Annotated in this window: 16 protein-coding genes; 7 read left to right on the top strand and 9 right to left on the bottom strand. The window is 60.5% G+C overall.

Annotated features, from left to right (window positions below):
• The first annotated feature begins 146 nt into the window (after window positions 1-146).
• Window positions 147-425, top strand: a complete 279-nt coding sequence (locus JFT87_RS05505; protein ID WP_201199492.1) for an antitoxin of toxin-antitoxin stability system — start codon at window positions 147-149, stop codon at window positions 423-425.
• Window positions 422-703, top strand: a complete 282-nt coding sequence (locus tag JFT87_RS05500; protein WP_201199490.1) for a type II toxin-antitoxin system RelE/ParE family toxin — start codon at window positions 422-424, stop codon at window positions 701-703. Before JFT87_RS05505 ends, JFT87_RS05500 begins: the two co-directional genes overlap by 4 nt.
• A 3-nt stretch (window positions 704-706) precedes the next feature.
• Here the strand turns inward: JFT87_RS05500 and JFT87_RS05495 are convergent, their stop codons facing one another.
• Window positions 707-952, bottom strand: a complete 246-nt coding sequence (locus tag JFT87_RS05495) for a DUF2789 domain-containing protein (RefSeq protein ID WP_201199489.1) — start codon at window positions 950-952, stop codon at window positions 707-709.
• A 153-nt stretch (window positions 953-1,105) separates the two neighbouring features.
• The gene (locus tag JFT87_RS05490; RefSeq protein WP_201199488.1) at window positions 1,106-1,567 is read right to left on the bottom strand and encodes an aminoacyl-tRNA deacylase; all 462 of its coding nucleotides are present in this window, start codon (window positions 1,565-1,567) and stop codon (window positions 1,106-1,108) included.
• A 153-nt stretch (window positions 1,568-1,720) separates the two neighbouring features.
• Between JFT87_RS05490 and JFT87_RS05485 the strand changes: the two genes are divergently transcribed.
• Entirely contained in the window at window positions 1,721-2,272 is a 552-nt protein-coding gene (locus JFT87_RS05485; protein ID WP_207202554.1) for an NfeD family protein, read from the top strand.
• 2 nt (window positions 2,273-2,274) lie between these two features.
• On the top strand, window positions 2,275-3,033 hold the full coding sequence (locus JFT87_RS05480; protein ID WP_201199487.1) for a slipin family protein: 759 nt from the start codon (window positions 2,275-2,277) through the stop codon (window positions 3,031-3,033).
• Window positions 3,034-3,104: 71 nt separating this feature from the next.
• On the opposite strand, the gene JFT87_RS05475 is transcribed toward JFT87_RS05480, so the two are convergent.
• The 7 genes from JFT87_RS05475 to JFT87_RS05445 form a co-directional block, all read right to left on the bottom strand.
• Complete coding sequence (locus JFT87_RS05475) at window positions 3,105-4,049, bottom strand: sulfotransferase family protein (RefSeq protein WP_201199486.1); 945 nt, start codon at window positions 4,047-4,049, stop codon at window positions 3,105-3,107.
• Window positions 4,037-4,822, bottom strand: coding sequence for an aspartyl/asparaginyl beta-hydroxylase domain-containing protein (locus tag JFT87_RS05470; protein WP_201205081.1), 786 nt, complete (start codon window positions 4,820-4,822; stop codon window positions 4,037-4,039). Before JFT87_RS05470 ends, JFT87_RS05475 begins: the two co-directional genes overlap by 13 nt.
• A complete protein-coding gene (gene cysC, locus JFT87_RS05465) occupies window positions 4,819-5,427 on the bottom strand; it encodes an adenylyl-sulfate kinase (protein WP_201199485.1) in 609 nt (202 codons plus the stop codon). The genes JFT87_RS05470 and cysC overlap by 4 nt, the downstream gene beginning before the upstream one ends.
• Entirely contained in the window at window positions 5,411-6,928 is a 1,518-nt protein-coding gene (locus tag JFT87_RS05460; protein WP_201199484.1) for a TolC family protein, read from the bottom strand. The genes cysC and JFT87_RS05460 overlap by 17 nt, the downstream gene beginning before the upstream one ends.
• A gap of 40 nt (window positions 6,929-6,968) precedes the next feature.
• Window positions 6,969-13,058, bottom strand: a complete 6,090-nt coding sequence (locus tag JFT87_RS05455) for an Ig-like domain-containing protein (protein WP_201199482.1) — start codon at window positions 13,056-13,058, stop codon at window positions 6,969-6,971.
• A gap of 51 nt (window positions 13,059-13,109) precedes the next feature.
• Complete coding sequence (locus JFT87_RS05450; protein WP_201199481.1) at window positions 13,110-13,955, bottom strand: sulfotransferase family protein; 846 nt, start codon at window positions 13,953-13,955, stop codon at window positions 13,110-13,112.
• A 150-nt stretch (window positions 13,956-14,105) separates the two neighbouring features.
• A complete protein-coding gene (locus tag JFT87_RS05445; protein ID WP_201199480.1) occupies window positions 14,106-15,686 on the bottom strand; it encodes a glycosyltransferase family 39 protein in 1,581 nt (526 codons plus the stop codon).
• Window positions 15,687-15,926: 240 nt separating this feature from the next.
• Here JFT87_RS05445 and JFT87_RS05440 point away from each other — a divergent pair, with 240 nt between their 5' ends.
• From JFT87_RS05440 to JFT87_RS05430, 3 genes are all read left to right on the top strand, one after another.
• Window positions 15,927-16,514: a phage tail protein gene (locus JFT87_RS05440; RefSeq protein ID WP_201199479.1), complete on the top strand. Its 588-nt coding sequence runs from the start codon at window positions 15,927-15,929 to the stop codon at window positions 16,512-16,514.
• Window positions 16,515-16,567: 53 nt separating this feature from the next.
• On the top strand, window positions 16,568-16,879 hold the full coding sequence (locus JFT87_RS05435; protein ID WP_201199478.1) for a DUF6916 family protein: 312 nt from the start codon (window positions 16,568-16,570) through the stop codon (window positions 16,877-16,879).
• A 285-nt stretch (window positions 16,880-17,164) separates the two neighbouring features.
• On the top strand, window positions 17,165-18,496 hold the full coding sequence (locus JFT87_RS05430) for a hypothetical protein (RefSeq protein ID WP_201199477.1): 1,332 nt from the start codon (window positions 17,165-17,167) through the stop codon (window positions 18,494-18,496).
• The last annotated feature ends 28 nt before the right edge of the window (window positions 18,497-18,524 follow it).

Below are 18,524 nucleotides of genomic sequence, written 5' to 3'. Positions count from 1 at the left end.
TAACTATCAATATCGCATTCGAGGGGAAAGCTGGTCAAGTTTTGAAACAAATCTACCCGTTGGTCGTAAGCAGCGACTCAGAGTTCCTAAATGGGTACTAACGATGTATATACCTCGTTAGTACCGGAGCATTTCAAGGAATCAAAATGACAAAACAAGCTGTTTTTACAATGAAACTTGAGCCTGAACTGCGCGAGCAATTCATGGCTGAGGCAGAAGCCTCACATCGTCCCGCTTCGCAGATCATGCGAGAAATGATGCGTCAGTTTGTTCGGACTCAACAGGAAGCCCGAGAGTACGAAATCTTTTTACAACGCAAAGTCGACCTTGCACGAGAATCAATGTCTGCCGGTGACGGTATGTCTAACGAAGAAGTTGAAGCACAATTCGCCGTCAGGCGCAGGCAGGTAGAAAATCAAGGATGAGGATTATCTGGACGAAAAGGGCAGTACAGGACCGTGAAAATATTTGGGACTACCTCCACGCAGCAAACCCAAAAGCAGCCCTCGAGATGGATCGCCGCTTCACTGAAGCGGTTTCCCGAATATCCCAAAACCCCAAAATTGGCCCCGTCGGAATAATTGCGGGCACTCGCGAACTAATACCCCACCCAAGTTATCGTCTTGTCTACCAACCGAATCACGATGTGATCTGGATACTGACACTGGTTCACACGGCGCGGACCTGGCCTTTTCCCACTTAGTAGCTAGCCCGCCCGCCCCTTCCTCAACAACACATCCAACTGATCCACCACCTCCGCCCAATCCGCGTCATCCAGAATCTCATCGCGCAAAAACGCCGCTTGGCTCTCGCTCCAAAAAAACGCGTCCGCCAAATGCAATTCCGGCTTGAGCGGGGAGTGAGTGGCAATGAATTGGTCGATGCTGGTCGGGTCATTGTCCAGGCCGAGTTGTTTGAAGAGGGATGGGAGGCTGTGGGTTGGTTGTTCCATTGCTGAGCTCCTTCAATATGGGGGTTTGGAAGATTATTCGCGAGCAGGCTCGCTCCCACAGGAGACCTTGGGTGCTCACATTTTTGTGTTCACATGAAAATCCATGTGGGAGCGAGCCTGCTCGCGATGGCGTCAGCACTGGCGCTGAAAAACCTAATGACTCAACTCCCGCACCTCGGCATGCGGCACCATTTTCAGGAATTCGGGCATGCTCATGTGCAGCAGGTTGTGATGGTTGCCGGCCTCCAGATAGATATCTTGCTGGCGGGTCAGCAGCGGGTCGATGACCATGTCCAGCCCGTAGGAATCTCCCAGCGGCGGCACCGCGCCGCGCTCGCAGTCATCGAAGATGTGCGCCAGGTTGCTTTCGCGGGTGATCTGCCACTCGCCGCTGCTACGCACCTTGCTCAAGTCCAGATGCCGACTGGCCGGCAGCACGGCCATCAGGAAATGCCCGTGGTGATCGTCGAGGATCACCGATTTCGCCACCCGCTCGGCCGGAACTCCGGAAACGCGGGCGGTTTCCAGACTGCTGGACGAGTGCGGATGGGCGAGGATGTCGTACTCGCAATGCGCCCGAGTCAGGCTGCCTTGCACTTTTTTGGCCATACGCATGATCCACCTCGGTATTGCGCTGAACGTTTGTTCCTGTGTTTTTGAGTCTAGTTCGACAGGCCACCGACGAAGGGAAATCCGCTCACCGGACACATCCGCACATTGATCAGGACTCGGTCAGGGCAACGCTCAACTAGACTGAAAGAACCAGTCATGACTCTCGCGGAGGGTCACGTGAACAGCCGATGTTGTGCGTTTGCCTTGTTACTCCTGATCAGCGGATCGGTACTCGCTGCCGACACGCCGTTGCCAGCCATGAGCCCGATAGGGCTGTGGCTGATCGTGTTCGGCATCGCGTTTCTGGTGGCCGAGGCGACCTTGCCCAATTACGGCGTGATTGGTCTGGGCGGTCTGGTGATGTTCGTGATTGGCGCGGTGATTCTGACCAATGCCAGCGTTCCGGTGCCGTTGATGATCGGCCTCGGTCTGGTCAGTGCCCTGCTGTTGATCGCCCTGCTGATCCGCGCCCTTAAAACCCGCCCGCGCCGCCTCGTCAGTGGCGATGCCGGTTTATTGGGCAGCGTGACGCCGGTCACCGGTTTGCAAGGGACAAACGCCTACAGCGGCTGGGTGCAGTTGCAAGGGGAACGCTGGCAGGTACTCAGCGCCACACCGCTGCAACCGGGCCAGCATGTCCGCGTCGTGGCGCGCAAAGGATTACTGCTACAAGTGGCCGCGGCTGACGCGGCGCCGGTTGGAGAATAGTCATGGGCCTGCAAGTCGGTTTTGCCGCGCTGCTGCTGTTGGTGATTGCACTGGCGGGGTCGACCTTCCGCATCCTGCGCGAATACGAGCGCGGCGTGGTGTTCCAGCTCGGACGCTTCTGGCAGGTCAAGGGCCCCGGCCTGATCCTGCTGATTCCGGTGGTCCAGCAAATGGTCCGCGTCGACCTGCGGACCATCGTCCTCGATGTGCCGCCCCAAGACGTGATCACCCGCGACAACGTCTCGGTGAAGGTCAACGCCGTGTTGTACTTCCGCGTGCTCGACCCGCAAAAAGCGATCATCCAGGTCGAAGACTTCCTCATGGCCACCAGCCAACTCGCCCAGACCACGTTGCGGGCGGTGCTCGGTAAACATGAACTCGATGAGCTGCTGGCCGAACGGGAGCGGCTGAATGTCGATATCCAGCAAGTGCTCGATGCCCAGACCGACAACTGGGGCATCAAGGTGGCCAACGTCGAAATCAAGCACGTGGACCTGAACGAGTCGATGGTGCGCGCCATCGCCAAGCAGGCCGAGGCCGAGCGGGAACGACGGGCCAAGGTGATCCACGCCGAGGGCGAATTGCAGGCGTCGGAAAAACTCATGCAGGCGGCTGAAATGCTCGGTCGCCAGCCCGGCGCCATGCAATTGCGTTACATGCAGACCTTGAGTTCGATTGCCGGGGACAAGAGCTCGACAATTGTCTTTCCGCTGCCGATCGAATTACTTAAAGGGATGGCGGATTTGTCCGGAAAATCCTGAAAAGCAAAAGATCGCAGCCTTCGGCAACTCTTTCAGGGACACGTGCAGGAGCTGCCGAAGGCTGCGATCTTTCACGAGTTGCGCAGCAACTCCAGATCCACAAAAGAACGCTGAGCAAAATGACGCACTCGCTCTTTCATCAACGCCGAAGCCTCACGACGCTTGTCTTCACCATCGGCAACGAAGGATTGCGACGGCTGCTTCGCGTGTAAATCCACCGCCGCAAATACCTGCTGACGCTGTACATCATCCAGGCGAAAAAACCGCCCCAAGCGCCCCGCCATTGCATCTGGCAACTCGCTGTAATTCACCGGCAGCCCGCCAGAATCGCGGCAATGCGCCAATCCTGCCTCAAGCAACCGGCCCAAGCGTCGGGCGATGAAATCCTCGCGACCTGCGAACGGCAAACCATCCTCCAGCACGCAATCACCGAGCATGCCCGGCACCATGTGCATGCCAGGGCGACGCAAATGGGAGACGGCGATTTCCAAAGGATCGCGATACACAAACAGCCACGGCGTATCAGCAAAACATTCCTGCAACAGCGGCCATTCGCCGATGTTCCAGGCGTCGAGCTTGATCACCAGTCGCTGCTCGACACCGCGCCGTCGCTGCCCGTAGGCCGAGAGCAATCCACAGATCGCCGCCTGTTTTTGCGGGGCAGGCAAATCGCTGCGCAACAACGCATCCAGCGGTGGCGGTTCCGACACCACGATGTGATCGTCGAGTTGCGCGAGCATCTGACTGATCAGCGTCGAGCCACAGCGCGAGGCGTGCAGAATGAAAGCGCTAGGCGCCAGACCCGGACTCTGCGCGTGCCAATCGCCAAGTGCCGACAGCGGTGTCTGGCGACGAAACGCCTGATTGAACGGCAGTCGCAACGCATCATCGACCGCGTCGCGGAAAAACGGCTGGCGCAACGGCCTGTCACCGAACCAACACCAATCCACCTGCCATTGGCCGGCGACCGGCCAGACACGAATCGGCAACCAGCCGTCGAAATTCAGCCGTGCCATTGTTCAGTCCATTGCCGGCGACCGTCGCGCATCGCCGCGCGAAGTTCTTCGCGCGAGAACGGCAAGCCTTGTGCGGCAGCCAACTTCAGGGTTTGGGTGATGAACTGTTCAGGATCGTGCAGCTCCCGCAAGGCTCGCGACAGCGAAGCATCCTTGGCGACCAGCCGTTGAAAACACTGCAATGTCGATTCGGCCAACTGCGGTTCAGGGGTACTCGCCAAGCCCTCGGCAATCCGCTGTTCCAGCCACGCATCGGGCCGGCAATCGAGGACCAGATGAACCCGCGCCGATGTATCGCGGTTGTCCACGCGATGCGCTCGCGCCAGATCGAGAAACCAGCATTCCCCCGCCCTCATCGGGATCCGCTGGCCATCGAGCCAGAAATCCACCTCGGGCGGGCTGAGCAACGGGATGTGCAGGCGCAGATCGGCGTCCGGGCCATTGAGATCGTAGTCCCGATGTTCGTGAATCCGTCCACCCGGCCCCAGACGTAACAAGCGTGCACTGACGATTTTCAACGGCAGATCGCGCAGCCCTTGTTGCCAGCGATCATCCAGCAACCACGGTGCGCGACACAGCGGCGAGCCGCGTCCGGGGGATAACTCGGTCAGTGCATCGGCTGCCGAAATCAGCGCCACGCCGCTCCAGTCTCCCGAAAAGTAATCGGTATTGAAGTGACTGCGCCAAGCGTCATCGGCAATCGCCGCCAGTGCCCGCAACAACAGCGGCAAATCCACCGTCACCGGCAGACGCGAAAACGCCGGTCGGCTCATGCGTGTGGCAACACCGAACATTCGCCGAGCCAGGTCAGCAGGCGATCAAGGCAGGCTTCGACCGATTGCGCGCCGGTGTCGACCACCAAAGATGCCTGCAACGGTGGCTCGTACGGCGCCGACACCCCGGTAAACCCAGGCAGTTCACCGCGTCGCGCCCGGGCGTAATGCCCCTTCGGGTCGCGCTTCTCGCACACCGCCAATGCTGCGCTGCACCAGACTTCGCGATAGTCCTCACCCAAACGCCGGGCGAACACGTCGCGCAACTCTGGCAGCGGCGCGATCATCGCCAGAATCACGATCTGTCCGTTTTCCACCAGCAACGCCGCCAACTCGCTGGCGCGGCGAATGTTTTCGAGCCGATCCGCATCGGTGAATCCCAGATCGCGATTTAGGCCGACACGCAAACCATCCCCGTCGAGCACCACGCTTTGCACACCTCGTTCAAACAACTCGGCGTGCAGCGCTTGCGCCAGCGTCGATTTGCCCGCCGCCGGTAGCCCCGTCAGCAGAATCGCCGCACCGCGATGGCCGTTACGGGCCTCGCGTTGCGTGCGGCTGACGCTGGCGCTCGGTGCCAGCAGATCATTATTGCGCCGGAGCATGGGCCACCACTGGCACCGCAATGTCGCCCGACGCCCACGCGGCTTCGCGATTGGCCAACGCGGTGGCGATGGACTGGACCTGGGTGGATTGCACTTCATCCGGCATCGGATCGAGGCCGGCGCTGGCGAAGATTTGCCCATAAGCGTTACGCAGATCGGCGTAGGACAGGTCCCGACGCAGATCCGCCTGCAAGGTGTTCAGTTCACCCTGGATCAGGTCTAGCTCACCGATGCCTGCGGCCTGATGACGGTTACGCAACTGCTGCAGAATCTGCCCATCGATGCTCGACAGTTCCTGGTTGGTCTGGAACTGATGCATTGCTTCCTGGTAGTTCGCGTTGGCCACGTAGAGCTGGGCCAGCACGGCAATCGACATCGCCTGACGACGAGCCTTGGCCACTTCTTCGCCAGCCTTGGCCACATCGATCGCCGCCGGTGCGGAAATCACGTTGAACAGGTTCCAGGTCAGCTTCACCCCGTAGTCGGCCCACTTGTCGTTGACCAAAAACGAGTTGCTGTCGTAATGCCCGCCCGCCGAAAACTCCAGCCCCGGCAACAGCCGCAGCATGGCTTTACGGGTTTCCGCGGTGCTGATGCGCGTCTGGTAATCCTGCTCGCGCAGTTCCGGACGGGTGGCCAGGGCTTCATGTTCAAGGCTGGCCATGCCGACCTTCAACTGCGGAATCGAGTAATCATCCGGGGTCGCCAATTTCAGATCGGTGCCCATCGGCAGGTTGATCAGGGTCGCCAGTTCGGTTTTGGCCAGGGACAGTGCCCGGCGCTGCTCTTGCAACTGACGGGTTGCCTCGATCAGCGAGCGCTGATAACTCAACGCTTGCACCGGATCGCCAATGCGTTGCTCGCTCATGCTCTGGCTGTTGGTGCGCGCCGTGTCGACCCGTGCCATCAGGCTGTCGATCTGCGTGAGCAGACGTTCAGCAGCTACCGCTCGCCAATAGGCCGATCGCACGTCCTGGACGATGGTGTTGATCACCTTGCGCCGGCGTTCCTGAACGATCAGTCGCTGGTCGCCCTGTTGCTTGGCGCTGATGTAACTGACGCCGAAGTCAAGAACGTTCCAGACCATGGTCAGGTCGGCGACTTTACGGTCGCGGTCCTGGGAGGTCGACGGTTCCAGAGATTGGGTGCCGGTGCGCACGCTCTGGCTGCTGGAGGCACTGACGTTGTTACGCCCGGCGTAGCCCGCGTCCAGTGCCATGCGCGGCAACATGTCGAAACTGGCAAGGTCGAGTTGGCGCTTGGCCAGCGCCTCTTCCATGATCTTGAGTCGGCCTTCGAGGTTGTATTTCACCGCGCGGGCCATGGCTTGGTGCAGGGTCAGCGGACCACTGAGGGGTTCCTGACCTGAGTACATGCTCTGCAAATCGCTTTTGGCGCGTTGCTCACTGACGCTGCGTTCAATCGGTTCACTCTTGACTGCACATCCGCTGATCGCCAGCGCCAGCAGGCTGGCGCCGAACAACTTATGACTTCTTTTCATCCTTGGTTTGCCCCTGGGTGCCACACAGAATTAAATTTTTTCAGGCCTGCATTTCGCTGATGCCGACCTGTTTGAATGCCGCCGCCAGGCTGTCGACCTGACGTTGTTCAGTGTCTTTGAGCTGTAGCAGTTGCTGGGCCAGACTCGGCGCGCCAAACACGCCGTGCAGCCCTTGGGAAACATCCCCGCCGCGGATCGAATGATTGCCGAAGCTATTCAGCGAATCGCGCTCGGTACTGGTGTCCTGATTGAACAGACTCGACAACGTACTGGTGCTGAACACCCCGCCATCGCCGCCGCCAAAACCAAGGAAACCGTGCCCCGAACCATCGCCACCACTGTCGCTGCTGCTAAACACCTGCGCGATGTAGCTTGGCGCCAGCGCCCCACGACTCATGAAAATTTCGCCCAGTGGCCGGATGCCGTTGCCGATGATCCGGTCTTCGAACAACGGGGCAAAGGTCAGTGGCGAGCCAAGGTCACCTGTAGGTGCAGCGAAAATGATCGGTTGCAGCGGCAGGTTCTGCGGCGGTGGCGGCACCACCGGGTCGCTGCTGCGAATCAGTGGATCCGGGATCACGACGCTGGTCGGCGTGGTCGGCACGATGGGTGGAATGACCACCGGCACGGTGTTGATTGCAAAGTTGTTCGACTGGCTGGTACCGCTGCCGGCGTTGCCCGAACCGTCACTGATGCCCGCCATGTTCAAGCTGATCGCGTTGCTGCCATTGCTTAGGTTGCTGGTCGGCGTCAGCGTCGCGGTCCAGGTTTTACCGCCGTCGTTGCTCGCCAGATTGGACAAGGTGCCGTTGGCCGCATTGATGTCGGAGAGGTCGAAACCCCTCACCACTTCATTGAAGGCAAATGTCACCAGCGAATTCTGGCCAACGCCCAGGTTCGGGTTAGCCACCACCACCGTGGCGGTCGGCCGCTCGCCGTCGATCACGTAGTTGTTGGACACTGCCACGCCGGTGCCGGTATTGCCGGACAGGTCGGTGACGTTGCTGGTGTCCAGCGCAATGAAATTGCTCGGGTCGGTGATGTTCGCCGTCGGTGTGAAGGTGGCGGTCCAGGTCTTGCCACCGTCGCCGCTGGCCAGGTTGGTCAGCTCGCCGTTGGTCACGCTGAGGTCCGACAGGTCGAAATTGTTCACCGCCTCGCTGAAGGTGAACGTCACCAGCGTGGTCTGGCCGATGCCCAGGTTCGGGTTGGCGACCACAATTGTCGCCGTCGGCCGGGTGGCATCGAGCGCGTAGTTGTTAGAGATCGCGATCCCAGCGCCAGCATTGCCCGCAGCGTCCGTCACGTTGCTGTTGTCGAGCAGGATCAGGTTAGTGGTGTCGTTGATGTTGGCCGTCGGGGTCAGCGTGGCGGTCCAGGTTTTGCCGCCGTCACTGCTGAGCAGGTTGGACAGGTTGCCGTTAGCGACGCTGAGGTCCGACAGGTCGAAACCCGAAACCGCTTCAGTGAAGGTGATGGTGACCGTGGTGGTTGCACCGATACCCAGGCGAGAATCCGCCACGACAATGGTCGAGGTCGGCCGCGCGGTGTCGATGGCGTAGTTGTTGGAGTCGGTCACGCCCACGCCGCTGTTGCCCGAGGCGTTGGTCACGCCGCTGTTGTCGAGGCTGATCAGGTTGGTGGTGTCCGTCACGTTGACGGTTGGCGTAAAGGTCGCCGTCCAGGTAATTCCGCCGTCACTCGACGACACATTACTCAAGGTGCCATTGGCCACGGTCAGGTCGGCGTTGGTGAAGCCGCTTACCGCTTCGCTGAAAGTGATGGTCACCCCTGACGTTTCGCCGGCCTTGAGGGCGGTGTCGGTGATCACGATGGTCGAGGTCGGGATTTGGGTCTCGACCACATAGTTGGCGGAGTCGGTGGTGCCCGCACCGGCATTGCCGGCGAGGTCGGTGACACCCCTGTTGTTCAGCCTGATCAGGTTGGTGGCGTCGGTGACGCCCACGGTCGGGGTGAAAGTCGCGGTCCAGGTGATGCCGCCGTCGCTGCTGCTCACCGCACTTAACGTGCCGTTGGGGACACTCAGATCGCTGTTGTCGAAACCGCTGACCGCCTCGCTGAAAGTGATGGTCACCAACGAGGTTTCGCCCGGCTTCAGGGTGGTATCGCTCAACACGATGGTCGCGGTCGGACGCTGGCTGTCGATGGCGTAATTGTTGGAATCAGTGGTGCCTGCGCCAGCGTTGCCGGCCAGGTCCTGAACGCCGGTGTTGTCCAGCCGAACGATGTTGCTGGTGTCGGTAATGCCGGCCAATGGCGTCAATGTCGCGGTCCAGGTAATGCCACCGTCGCTGCTGCTGACGTTACTCAGGGTCGCGTTATCGATCAGCAGGTCGGCGTTGGTGAAACCGCTGACCGCTTCGCTGAAGGTGATGGTCACCAGGCTGGTCTGACCCAAGCCCAGCGCCGCATTGGCGACCACGATGGACGCGGTAGGACGCTGGGTGTCGATGGCGTAGTTGTTCGAATCAGTGGTGCCTGCGCCGGCGTTGCCCGAAGCGTTTTGTACGCCGCTGTTATCCAGAGTGATCAGGTTGCTGGTGTCGGTGATGGCGTTGTTCGGGGTGAACGTCGCCGTCCAGGTTATGCCGCCGTCGCTGCTGGTGACGGCGCTCAATGTGCCGTTGGCAATGGTCAGGTCGGCGTTAGTGAAACCGGTCACCGCTTCAGAGAAGGTAACGGTCACCAGGGACGTTTCGCCGATATTCAGTGCAGTGTCGGCCACCACAATCGTAGCCGTTGGCAGCACGGTGTCGATCGTGTAATTGGCCGAGTTGGTGGTGCCACTGCCCGCGTTGCCAGCAAGGTCGGCCACGCCAGCGTTGGCCAGGGTGATGACGTTGGTCACGTCATGCACGCCAACGGTCGGGGTGAACGTCCCGGTCCAGGTGATGCCGCCGTCGCTGCTGCTCACCGCACTCAACGTGCCGTTGGCGATGGTCAGGTCGGCGTTGCTGAAACCGGTCACCGCCTCGCTGAAGGTAATGGTCACCAGCGAGGTTTCGCCAGCGCTCAGGATCGGGTCTGCCAGGACGATGGTCGCGGTAGGCCGAACCGTATCGATGACAAAGTTGTTGGAATCGGTGCTGCCGCTACCGCTGTTGCCCGCCAGGTCGCTGACCCCTGTGTTGTCGAGGGTGATCAGGTTGGTCGCGTCATTGGTACTGACGCTTGGCGTGAAGGTCGCCGTCCAGGTGACGCCACCGTCGCTGCTGCTCACCGCCGTCAACGTGCCGTTGGCGATGGTCAGGTCGGCGTTGGTGAACCCCGTAACTGCTTCACTGAAGGTGATCGTGACCAGGGAGGTGTCGCCGATTTTCAGCGCATTGTCCGCCACCACGATGCTGACCGTCGGCCGCACGGTGTCGATGGCGTAGTTGTTCGAATTGCTGGTGCCCGTGCCGACGTTGCCGGAAGAAACTGCCTGTACGCCGGTATTGTCCAGGGTGATCAGGTTGGTCGCGTCGGTAATGCTGGCGGTCGGTGTGAACGTCGCCGTCCAGGTAATGCCGCCGTCGCTGCTGCTCACCGCCGTGAGCGTGCCGTTGGCGATGGTCAGGTCAGCGTTGGTAAAACCGGTCACGGCCTGGCCGAAGGTGATGGTCACCAGCGACGTTTCACCGATATTCAGCGCGTTGTCGGCCACAACGATGGTTGCGCTCGGACGCACGGTGTCGACGATGTAGTTGCCAGAGTTGGTGGTGCCGCTGCCGGCATTGCCCGCCAGATCAGCCACGCCGGCGTTGGCCAGGGTGATGACGTTGGTCGCATCGTTGACGCTCGCTGTCGGCGTGAACGTCGCGGTCCAGGTGACGCCGCCATCGCTGCTGCTAACCGAGCTCAACGTACCGTTGGCGATGGTCAGGTCGGCGTTGGTGAAACCGCTGACCGCCTCGCTGAAGGTGATGGTCACCAGCGAGGTTTCGCCGACGCTCAGGTCGCTGTCGGCGACCACGATGGTCGCGGTGGGCCGCACGGTGTCGACAATGTAATTGTTGGAATCGCTGGTGCCGACGCCCACGACACTGCCGGTGACGCTTTGCACCCCGGTGTTGTCCAGGGTGATGACGTTGGTGGTGTCCGTGATCGACGCGTTCGGCGTGAAGGTCGCGGTCCAGGTCACGCCGCCATCGCCGCTGCTCACCGCGCTCAGGGTGCCGTTGGGAATGGTCAGGTCGGCGTTGGTGAAACCGGTCACGGCAGTGCTGAAGGTGATGGTCACCAGCGAAGTTGCGCCGATGCTTAACGTCGGTGCGGCCACTACGATGGTCGCGGTGGGCGGCTCCACGTAAGCGGTGTTGAGCGTACCGCCGCTGGTGTAGATCGCCGCGTAGGCCAACGGAACAGTACCCGACACACCGCCACCGAGTTCCGTGCCGCCAGCGCCGCTGCCGGCAGCGTTGCCGCTGAGGGCGTTGAAGTTGGCGGCGGTGATCAATACCGTTCCGCCCTGGTTCCAGATCGCGCCGACGCCGCGCCCGCCATCGCCGCCGTTCAGATTGTTGCTGCCCAGACCGCTGCCGCCGCCACCACCGCCGCCTGCGCCGATGTTGTTGCTGATGACCGAGGTGCCGACGATTTTCAGGGTGCCGGTCGAGGCGTTGTAAATACCGCCGGCGGCATTGCCGCCGACGCCACCGACCTTGTCCCAGCCAGAACCGCCACCACCGCCGCCAATGGAAATGGTGCCGTTGCTGGCCGTGCCGCCATTGCCACCGTTGCTGTAATCGGCCGTGCCCACCCCGCCGACGCCGCCCGTCGTGGAGCCACCGCGACCGCCCATGTGCGTTGCGTCGTAACCGCCACCGTAACCGCCAACGCCGCCGCTGCCGGCCTGACCGCCCAGTGTGCCGGTGCCCGGCCCGGCAGTGCCGCCATGGCCGCCACCCTGACCGCCAAGGCCGCCGCCGCCGCCCCCACCGCCGCCATAGTTGGCGCCCGTGACACCACCGCCACCGCCACCGCCCGCCGCTGCATTGCCGGTGACCGAGACGTTGTTCAGCGTGAGAATACCGGCGTTGAAAATCCCGCCGCCCATGGCGCCGGTCGCCCCGTAGCCGCCATTGCCGCCGTTGCCCGAAACCAGGCCGCGAGTGATCACCAGACCATCAAGTGTCACGGTGCTGCCGGACGCGACTTCAATGACGCGGGTCTTGTATTGACCGCTCAGGGTCACGTCGGCCACGCCATCGTTGTTCAAATCACCGTCGATGGTGATGTTCTTGTTGACCAGCAATTCGGTGTTCAGGTTAACGATCATGCTGCCACTGAACGTCACGATGTCGCCGTTCTGCGCCAAGGCCAGTTCGGCGCGCAGGGAGTTGGTGCCGCTGTCGAGGTTGTTGGTTGCGGTCCAGGTGGCCAGGCCCCATTGGTACGCACTCATGGATTGAGCCGAGAGCACGTTGACGCTGTCGATGGTGCCGGTCGCGATTTCCAGGTTCCAGTCGCCGCCCACACCGGTGCGGTTGCTGGACGCGGCGACATCGCGGCCGGTCATGTTGGCAATCGAGTCGACAAAACTCACGCCGCGATCACCCTCGGCGGTGTAGCAGGCGTAGATCAGGATGTCGCCGCCGACGTTCATGTCCTTGCCGATTTGCCCCAGCACCGCGCTGCGCGCGCCGACGTTATCGGCGGACAGGTAGGTGCTGCCCAGCCACAGATCCCCGGCGTTGCCGTGGGCAATGATTTCCACCGTGCTGACACCCTGGTGGCTACCGAGGTAGTCGGCGATTTGCTGCAAGCCGTCCTTGCTGCCATCGAGTTGCACCACTTGGGTGCCGGGCGCGACACCTTTGAGCAGGCTGTCTGCGTCTTTGACCCGCGAATCGACGAACACCACGCTCTGCCCAGGTACCGCGACCGGTGTCGCGGCGGCTGGCGTTGCATCGGCCTGACCGTGAGTGTCCTTGCTGGCCACCGGGTGATCGGCGTTCGGTGCCTTGGCGGCATCGGCAGTCGGATGGCTTTCAGGCTGGGCGGCATCGGCCACCGTGGCCGCCACCGCGCCGTCGAACAGCATGCGCGGCTCCAGGGACATGATCATGGGCGCGGCCAGTGCCCTTGCGCCTTCGGTAATCCGCGACTTGCCTTTGCTCAACCACATGCTGCTCACCCGAACTCGAACTTTCTTGAGGCATCAATGAGAACGCCGCGATTAACTGATCGCGGCGTCGGCTTTCATACGAATGACATTGGCGGCGCTGGCTGAACCATCGAGCCAAAAGGACAACTCCGCGTATTGCTTGAACAAGTCCGGCGGCAGAATGGTGCGCCTGGTTTGCAGTTCAACCTTGGGTTTGACCTTGTGCAGGCCCGCGATCCCAAGGCCTTGATCGAATTCCGGCGCGTCATATGCCAGGTTGTTGAAATCGTGCTCGAACCACGGCTCTTCGATGAAGTCGTAAACCAGCCGCAGCACCCGCTCCGGGGCCTGGGTCAGCAGGTCGTAATCGACGATCAACAACGACTCGGCCTGTTCGCCGTAATACGCTTCCTTGAGCGCCGCCCAGGCAAAACCCACCAGGCGATTGCGCTGAGCGAGGGTTTCGCAACGGCTATAAACGGTGTTGCGCTCAGCCGCGTCGACAAACAGCTTGGTGTTTTCATAAGGATTGGCGCGGTACAGGCGTTCGAGACTGTCCATCACCCAGGCGACATTGCGCACACAGGCAATCACCTTGGCTTTGGGAAACAGGTCGTTGATGGCCGGCAGCCGCGAGCTCCACAACCGATTGGTGTCGAACACCACTGGTTTGTCGGCCTTGTCGGCGTAGAAAGAGTCGAACAATCCGCGAAGCAGACGGCGACGCAGGCCGGTATCGATCACCGCACCAAACTCGCTGCCGGCGCTGCATTGATCAAGGACGCTGCTGAAGAGAGAACCGACCGGGCTGGTCATACCGGCGTGAAAACGCGGATTCTGCAAAAGAATCGCAGAAAGCAGGGTGGAGCCTGAACGCGGCAAGCCGGAGATAAAGTGGAACTGCTGCAATCCCTTCACCGTAGTCGTAAGTCCATTTGTAGGACAAAGCGTAGTTCAACGGCAACCCTGCGACTAGTAGTGTTTTGACATCAAGTCAGAGCAAAAAGAACTAAAAAGTTAATTTTTAATCGCGAATTTTTAGGTGAAACGTTTTTGTTTCGGCCTACCTTATTCGCCGCTCGAATTCGCCGTGAATAATCGCGCCTGCACGCCCCCGGCGTGGACTTCTGCGCGAACCTTCCACGCCGCGGGCAATGGCAGAAACTCTGCCGGCTCGTCGAGCGCGCCGATCAGCCAGACCCGAGGACTGCCGGCCAGTTCGGCAAGGCTGTCGAGATAGACGTCGGCGGTCACCAGCGTGCCAAATCCATAATCGTTCGGCCGCGTCGAGTGACCATCGGCGGCGGGTGGCGTGAAGAGGCGCACGTGCGCGCCGGTGCGGTCGTAATAAACGTAACTGAGGTACCAGAGCATGTCGCTGGTGATGATTTGATCACCAGCCTGAAAATGCAGATTGACGTAATTCACCACCCGATCGAGCTGATCATTGCTGTCGACCGTGGCGTTGTTGCTGACTCCCACCCACTCGACCCCGACCAGCGACATCAGCACCGCCAACGCCAACACCCGCACGCGGCTGTACAAACGGTCGATGGCCAGTGCCACCAGCATCGGCAAGCCCAGTGCGTAGGCGGTCAAATAACGTTCAATGAACACCGGCGAGATGAACGACACCGCGAACACCAGCAGGATCGGCAGCGCGCCGAAAAGCGCCAGCAGGATACTGCCGCGAAATACGCTGCGATCCCGCGCCAGCGCCACGCCGATTATCGCCAGCAACGCCACCGGCAATGTGATGAACAGCCAGCGCGGCAACGTTCCGCCGTCGTCCTGGGTCAGCAGCGACCAGATCATCGACGGTAACGAACTCAACGTGACCGGATCTTCCCAGCCGACATCGCCATTGGCCTTGAGCGCATCCATGTGCTGAATCAGATCGATCAGGTTGGGCACCCAAGGCAAGTACAGCAACACAATCCCCAGGTTCGCCAGCCACCAGGCCGGACGCTGGATATGCCGCAGGCGATAACCGGGCTGCACCCGCACCACGGCCAGCCACAACCAGTGACTGATCACGCACAGCGCAGTGAAATAGTGGGTATAGAACGCCGCCGCCATCAGCAGCGCGTACACCACGAGATAGCCGTTACGCCGGGGTTGCCGGACCCAGTACACCAGCGCAATCGTGGCGCCTATCAGTAAAAGGCCGAGCCAGGAGTACATGCGCACTTCCTGGCTGTAACGCACCGCGGTGGGCAACAGCGCCAGCAGGATCCCGGCCAGCAACGCGGCGCGCCGGGTGGCGAGCAGATCCACCAGCCACACGCCCAGGCCGACCGTGATGATCCCCGGCAATGCACTCAGGGCGCGGATCGAAAAAATACCGTCGCCAAACCAGTCGATCCAGCCATGCAGCAGCATGAAGTACAGCGGTGGGTGTACATCGTGGGCGGCATGCGCCCAGATTTCGCTCAACGAGTGCTGGCTCAGCAACAGGCTGGAGCCTTCGTCTCCCCAGATCGCGGCGGCCGTCAGGTCGTAGAAACGCACCAGCGCCGCCAATACCATGATCGGCAGCAACCAATATTCTCTGGCCCAACGAATCACGCGCAAGCTGCCAAACCACGACCCTGGCGTCGCGTGTGGATCCTGGGTGTCGCCCACCGGCGTTACTCTGTTTACCGCCATTGCTGCCTCTCGCCGCGCCACGACACTACGACCGTATGAATCCGTAAACCTGCCAGTCACTTTAGGTCAGTCGCACAAGAATCGTCGATGCCGGTTTGCGCTTTCACGACATCCGGCAACCTTGCCAATCCGCGTCTACGCTCTGGCGTGGCGTGACCTGGCCACGGAGTGCCAAGGCAACAGCAGCAGCCTGAACCCACTAGCGGCCCGCCGACAACCAATCAGAAGGATGAGGACTTTATGGACGTTTACATGGGCACTGTTCTGACGTTTGCCTTCAACTATGCGCCCAGCGGCTGGGCCTTGTGCAACGGTCAGATCATCGGAATCAACCAGAACCAGGCGCTGTTTGCATTGCTGGGGACGGTGTATGGAGGCAACGGCCAGCAAACGTTCGGGTTGCCCAACCTGCAAAGCCGCCTGCCGATCTGCCAAGGCAACGGCCCCGGCCTGACACCGAGGGTGATGGGGGAAATTTCTGGCGCCGAGCAAGTCACCGCCACCCTCAACAACTTGCCGACCCACACCCACACCCTGGCCGGGCTCACGGCCACCACCACCGTGCAACTGGCCAACCCGGCCAGTAACCCGGCGGGCGCGCCGACTGCGACCAACGCCTACATCGGCGCTTCGGGTACCGGGCCGGGCCTGGCGAATATTTTTTCCGACGCTCAGGGCGCATCTCCGGTACCGCTCAAAGGCGCAGCCACCACCATCAGCGGGACCATCACGCCGACCGGCAATGGCCTGCCCCTGCCGATCATGAACCCGTATCTGGTGCTCAACTTCAGCATCGCCCTGCAGGGCATATTTCCTTCGCGCAACTGACCGATCGCCGGGGGATCTTCTCCCCCGGCCTCCCAACTGGCTGGAGCGAGACCATGCTGCAAACGGTTCAAAGCCAACATTTCCAGGCATTGCTCGGACGGATCGGCACCCTGCACCTGCCCGACGGCACTGCGTTGCAATTTCACATCGACCACCTTGAAGAAAAGCCCATGGCGAAAATGCGCTACAGCGAGCGCATGCCGTTCAGCGTCGAATTGAGCAGTCTGGAACCGACTGAGTTTGTCGACGGCTTGTGTGCTCTGGAGTTACCGGAACTGGGACGGGTCGAGGGTATCTTCGTCTCACGGGTGCCACCGATGGGCCGGGACCCGGCGATGGCTTACTTCCACGTCACCTTCAACTGACTCAATACACAACCCCTGTGGGAGCGGGCTTGCTCGCGAAGGCGTCAGTTCAGTCGACAAAAATGTTGCCTGACACGACGCCTTCGCGAGCAAGCCCGCTCCCACTGGTGTTTTGTATTTCAGATCCGGGCATCGAGGTTATCTAGGGCTCGGTTGACGCTCATTACCCCGAGCATCAACACCACAGACAAATCGGAATAGCCCTACACACAAAACAGAATCACCCGGCATTCAAGCTTGAGTTCGCTCGCCAAAGTTCCCCGTTTTGCAGAACGGGACACGGACGTGACCAGACTCATCCCTCAACGCGAACTCCACGGCCAACAGGTACTCGACATCCACCAAGCCATGGACACCTTTCGACAGGCACTCAATCGCCCGGATGAACTGCCGGGTTTCGATGCCTTGCTCGATGCAATGGGCCTCAATCAATCCAACTACCTGCAAGGCGCCAACCAGCGAAAACTCGTCGAAGCCATCAGCAACGGCGAGTGGGTCTTAGTGAAACCACGCGTTGTTACCGATAACGGCGGCGCCTCTTGGAACGCCTTCAAACCCAAACCCGAGCCACCTCCCGCCCAGCATCTGGTGGAAGAACACGCCTACGCCCTGCCCCAACCGGCAGAGTCGGGTTTTCACATTGTCCAAAAACCCATAACCCTCGAAGTGCTGGAGCGTGCGCTGTACGAAACGACACCCAGCGATGCCCTGCGCCGCGAATTCCGTTCGCTCAATCGTCACCTCGGCGAACAGGTCAAACCGGGGCAAATGGTCATCTTCAGCGACTCGCGCAACTACATGTGTCGACGCGAAGAGGCGCATATGATGGCGGCGGCGGAGAAAGTGAATGAAGCGCTTAAGGATCTGACGGATGAAGAGGCTTCGTTCATGGTTGAGCACCATGATGTGATTGAGCCATTTCTAGGGGTTTCTTCCGGCGGGCTGGGTGTCGCGTCGATCATGGTGGGGCAGCACATTGAAACGCTTGAGAACACGCTTAAAGAATTGAAGCGCCTGCACGAAGAGCAATATCGCCAATATGGCAATCTCAACTCACCGGAGTTTTTTGCCCAACGCAAAAGATTGATGACGAAGCTTGATGTCAGTTTGAGCCCGTTGGTTCGAAAGACAACGGGTATTCCGGATCACCCGAAACTTAAGCGGGCGCTAGGTTTATCTTCACGAAGAATCGTACATAACTGGAACAAGGCAGGTGCACCGACTCAATTGCCTGGCTACGCGACAAATATCCAGGGTGTGGCGCGAGCCGCAAAATACATGAAGGCCGGTGGATACGTGGCCATTGGCCTTGGCGCCAGTTCTGCGGCGATGAAGATTTACGAAACGTGTCGCACCGGACGTGAGGAGGAGTGCCGTCAGGCTAGATTTATAGAGGGATCGAAGCTGTCTGGAAACGTTCTAGGCGGAGTGATAGCGGGCAGACTGGCGCCGACTATAGCTCCAATGACATGTGCCGCAATTGGTGTAGGAACTGCCGGGGCGGGTGGAGTCGTATGCATGTTGGTTGTGAGTGGTGTACTAGCCGCGCAAATGGCAGATGGCGGTACCCAAGCCGGGGATGTAATCGGTGAGAAACTTTACGAGATGAGTAAATAATCCCCTTGAAAAATTGATGAATTACCGT

This window comes from Pseudomonas sp. TH15, assembly GCF_016651105.1.
Classification (GTDB): Bacteria; Pseudomonadota; Gammaproteobacteria; order Pseudomonadales; family Pseudomonadaceae; genus Aquipseudomonas.
The sequence above is the reverse complement of the archived record's forward strand: the minus strand, read 5'-3'. Positions and strand labels throughout refer to the sequence as shown.

Excerpts from the sequence above, each read along its gene's own strand:
- JFT87_RS05485 (WP_207202554.1), top strand. The coding sequence starts at position 1,721 with ATGACTCTCGCGGAGGGTCACGTGAACAGCCGATGTTGTGCGTTTGCC.
- JFT87_RS05505 (WP_201199492.1), top strand. The coding sequence starts at position 147 with ATGACAAAACAAGCTGTTTTTACAATGAAACTTGAGCCTGAACTGCGC.
- JFT87_RS05475 (WP_201199486.1), bottom strand. The coding sequence starts at position 4,049 with ATGGCACGGCTGAATTTCGACGGCTGGTTGCCGATTCGTGTCTGGCCG.
- JFT87_RS05445 (WP_201199480.1), bottom strand. The coding sequence starts at position 15,686 with ATGGCGGTAAACAGAGTAACGCCGGTGGGCGACACCCAGGATCCACAC.
- JFT87_RS05455 (WP_201199482.1), bottom strand. The coding sequence starts at position 13,058 with ATGTGGTTGAGCAAAGGCAAGTCGCGGATTACCGAAGGCGCAAGGGCA.
- JFT87_RS05440 (WP_201199479.1), top strand. The coding sequence starts at position 15,927 with ATGGACGTTTACATGGGCACTGTTCTGACGTTTGCCTTCAACTATGCG.
- JFT87_RS05495 (WP_201199489.1), bottom strand. The coding sequence starts at position 952 with ATGGAACAACCAACCCACAGCCTCCCATCCCTCTTCAAACAACTCGGC.
- JFT87_RS05480 (WP_201199487.1), top strand. The coding sequence starts at position 2,275 with ATGGGCCTGCAAGTCGGTTTTGCCGCGCTGCTGCTGTTGGTGATTGCA.
- cysC (WP_201199485.1), bottom strand. The coding sequence starts at position 5,427 with ATGCTCCGGCGCAATAATGATCTGCTGGCACCGAGCGCCAGCGTCAGC.
- JFT87_RS05490 (WP_201199488.1), bottom strand. The coding sequence starts at position 1,567 with ATGCGTATGGCCAAAAAAGTGCAAGGCAGCCTGACTCGGGCGCATTGC.
- JFT87_RS05470 (WP_201205081.1), bottom strand. The coding sequence starts at position 4,822 with ATGAGCCGACCGGCGTTTTCGCGTCTGCCGGTGACGGTGGATTTGCCG.
- JFT87_RS05500 (WP_201199490.1), top strand. The coding sequence starts at position 422 with ATGAGGATTATCTGGACGAAAAGGGCAGTACAGGACCGTGAAAATATT.
- JFT87_RS05460 (WP_201199484.1), bottom strand. The coding sequence starts at position 6,928 with ATGAAAAGAAGTCATAAGTTGTTCGGCGCCAGCCTGCTGGCGCTGGCG.
- JFT87_RS05435 (WP_201199478.1), top strand. The coding sequence starts at position 16,568 with ATGCTGCAAACGGTTCAAAGCCAACATTTCCAGGCATTGCTCGGACGG.